Origin of the sequence: Microcoleus sp. S13_B4 (assembly GCF_036700885.1) — a bacterium.
In the GTDB taxonomy this organism is placed as follows: Bacteria; Cyanobacteriota; Cyanobacteriia; order Cyanobacteriales; family Microcoleaceae; genus Microcoleus.
Map to the genome: position 1 here is coordinate 1 of NZ_JAUBPU010000130.1, position 2,448 is coordinate 2,448.

The following is a 2,448-nucleotide window of genomic DNA, read 5'->3' on the forward strand; positions in this document are numbered from 1 at the left end:
TAATAATTAAATGGGGTCGCAAAATCAAAAATAAGGGTAATGCTTGTATCACAGTTTAAATGTGCAACAGCTTACCCCGCCTAAGCCCAATAAGCTTTGCAATTACGTCAATTAGTTCTAAAACCTATCTGGATGTAGTCGTCTAATAATATTTCTAATTTCTTCATGTTTTTCCCTATCAGCTATCTCTAAAAAAATATCAATAATAAAAACACTGTTATCATTTTTGTCAACTTGTATGGTTTTTTCTTTCCTTTTAACCATAGCTGTAAATGACATAGGTTCATCTCCATCGTAATTTTTGTCACCAATAGGAATATCTTTTAACTCAACTATCTCATCTAATTGTAAACCCAAATCAAATTTAAATTTAGCAATAAATATGCTATCAAACTTTATATTTTCATCTTTTGATTCAATGTCAAAAAGAATATTTATTTTGTATTCAAACATAAAAACCCCTAAATTACTTTAAAACAGTTTAACACAGAACTACACATCAACTATTCACATAAACCCACCCACACCATAAACCCGCCAGACTCCAACTCTGGCGGGTTTTCTGTGTCTGTGACCGCGCTGTGACCGCTCTCTGTGTGCCACCCCCTCCCACACCCTCCCAGTTTTTTAAAAAGCAGTAGGTTGCAAGGTGCGAGTGTGACGCAAAAATCTAGAGCGCCACCGCTCCAATCCGATCGCTCCGACCGACACTGCCTGCCGTGGCAACCTTGCCACTAGACCCGCGCTAGCAGTCCTTACTGTGCAATTCTGCCAGCCTTGACACTCCCAGATAATCATGCCAAAACCCGCTAGACCCCGCCAGATGGTGCAATTCTCAAGCCCTGTCTGTGTGGTTCAGCCGATCGCCCCCTGTCGATCGGACTGCCGCCAATTTTGGAGTCTTATTGGTGGAAAACCCTACTAAATTCGGCAGACATCAAAGCCTGTCTTGCTTTTGCCGCAGACCAGGAGAAAACTGATCCGCCTTGGCTACTTTCAACGTCAGGGTTATTTTTTTATCCCTACTTGCTCAAACCTGAAATTCTGACCTAAACAAACCAGGATTATTTGCAGTTATAATTACGCTTATTAGTACAAAATATTGCTTTATGGACTACCACGACATCATCACAATTGAACCGGGAAAACGCAGTGGCAAACCATGTATTCGGGGAATGCGAATCACCGTCTACGACATCTTAGAATATCTCGCCGGTGGCATGACGGAAGCAGAAATTCTGGAAGATTTTTCAGAATTAACTTCAGCAGACATCAAAGCCTGCCTTGCTTTTGCCGCAGATCGTGAAAAAAAGTTATTTGTGGCATCCCTGTGAAACTACTGTTGGACGAAAACCTCTCAGACCGGATTCTTCAGAGAATTATCGGTTTCTATCCCGATTCTGTTCATGTTAAAACCCTAGGACTGACAAATACTGATGATGCAGAAATTTGGGAATATGCAAAGACAAATAATTTTGTGATTGTTTCCAAAGATTCTGATTTTCATCAACGGAGTTTACTTTACGGTCATCCTCCCAAATTTATTTATCTCCGTGTTGGCAATTGCTCAACATCTAAAATTGTTCAAATTCTGCGAGATGAAATCGACATCATTATTCAGTTTGGAGATAGAGAAGCAGAGAGTATACTGGTATTGTCATAGCATGAAACCCAAAAAGCAAAGACTGAGGAGGTATCAACTTAAGGAGTTTACAGGAGTGAAGAAAATATCCAGCAAGTTAAGCTAATATAAAGTTGTTTATCTCAGCTCAAGAATCCACTGAAAATGATGAAAGAAGACACCATTAACATCGTTGGTTTTCATGGACATATTTACTTCGACCCTGATAATCGCGATGCCGCAGCGCGTGTACGAGAAGGATTGACTCAGTTTGAGGTGCAGCTTGGGCGTTGGCATGACAAACCCATTGGCCCCCACCCCCAAGCAATGTATCAAGTTGCATTTTTACCAGACGAGTTTGGCAAAGTGGTTCCCTGGTTAATGCTGAATCGTGAGGGGCTCGATATTCTCATTCACCCTGAAACAGGCGACGATGTGGCAGACCACACGAAACATTCTTTATGGCTAGGAGAGAAACTAGAGTTGAATGTCGAATTCCTGCGACCTAGGACAGCCAACGTCAGCTTATGATCTATCCGCGCGCAAGGCGAGGGCGTTACTTCAGACTGACTTATCGCTCATAATAGATAATTAGCCACCGATTTGAGACATGGTGTGGCTGTAATTTCCTTGAGTAGTTCCCGAATCTCGCTGCTTGAAATTAATCTCCGGTTTAATCTCCAATATCTGCCGCACTCCATCGCATTTAATATAATTATTTGTAAATTGGGTTGAGTTAAAGTGATCGCCTTGGGAGCGTGTCACTTTTGCAATAAGTATAAATGCTCAGAAAAAGCAGAATAGTAGCTTTGAGCTATTGTTGAGCA

General features: G+C 41.3%; 4 protein-coding genes and 1 pseudogene. 3 read left to right on the forward strand and 2 right to left on the reverse strand.

What is annotated here, in order from left to right; translation table 11 throughout:
* Positions 1 to 117: 117 nt before the first annotated feature.
* Positions 118 to 453, reverse strand: a complete 336-nt coding sequence (locus QT994_RS27440; RefSeq protein ID WP_333180254.1) for a hypothetical protein — start codon at positions 451 to 453, stop codon at positions 118 to 120.
* Between the two features lie 656 nt (positions 454 to 1,109).
* Here QT994_RS27440 and QT994_RS27445 point away from each other — a divergent pair.
* The 3 genes from QT994_RS27445 to QT994_RS27455 all read left to right on the forward strand — a co-directional run bounded on the left by QT994_RS27445 (position 1,110) and on the right by QT994_RS27455 (position 2,152).
* Complete coding sequence (locus QT994_RS27445; protein WP_106332354.1) at positions 1,110 to 1,334, forward strand: DUF433 domain-containing protein; 225 nt, start codon at positions 1,110 to 1,112, stop codon at positions 1,332 to 1,334.
* Positions 1,331 to 1,663, forward strand: a complete 333-nt coding sequence (locus QT994_RS27450) for a DUF5615 family PIN-like protein (RefSeq protein WP_333180256.1) — start codon at positions 1,331 to 1,333, stop codon at positions 1,661 to 1,663. Before QT994_RS27445 ends, QT994_RS27450 begins: the two co-directional genes overlap by 4 nt.
* Before the next feature lie 123 nt (positions 1,664 to 1,786).
* On the forward strand, positions 1,787 to 2,152 hold the full coding sequence (locus tag QT994_RS27455; protein WP_333180259.1) for a DOPA 4,5-dioxygenase family protein: 366 nt from the start codon (positions 1,787 to 1,789) through the stop codon (positions 2,150 to 2,152).
* Positions 2,153 to 2,212: 60 nt separating this feature from the next.
* On the opposite strand, the pseudogene QT994_RS27460 reads toward QT994_RS27455, so the two are convergent.
* Positions 2,213 to 2,317, reverse strand: a pseudogene (locus QT994_RS27460) (cyclic pyranopterin phosphate synthase MoaA); the annotation flags it as partial.
* Between the last annotated feature and the right edge of the window lie 131 nt (positions 2,318 to 2,448).

Coding starts and splice junctions, on each gene's coding strand:
- QT994_RS27440 (WP_333180254.1), bottom strand. CDS start 453: ATGTTTGAATACAAAATAAATATTCTTTTTGACATTGAATCAAAAGAT.
- QT994_RS27445 (WP_106332354.1), top strand. CDS start 1,110: ATGGACTACCACGACATCATCACAATTGAACCGGGAAAACGCAGTGGC.
- QT994_RS27455 (WP_333180259.1), top strand. CDS start 1,787: ATGATGAAAGAAGACACCATTAACATCGTTGGTTTTCATGGACATATT.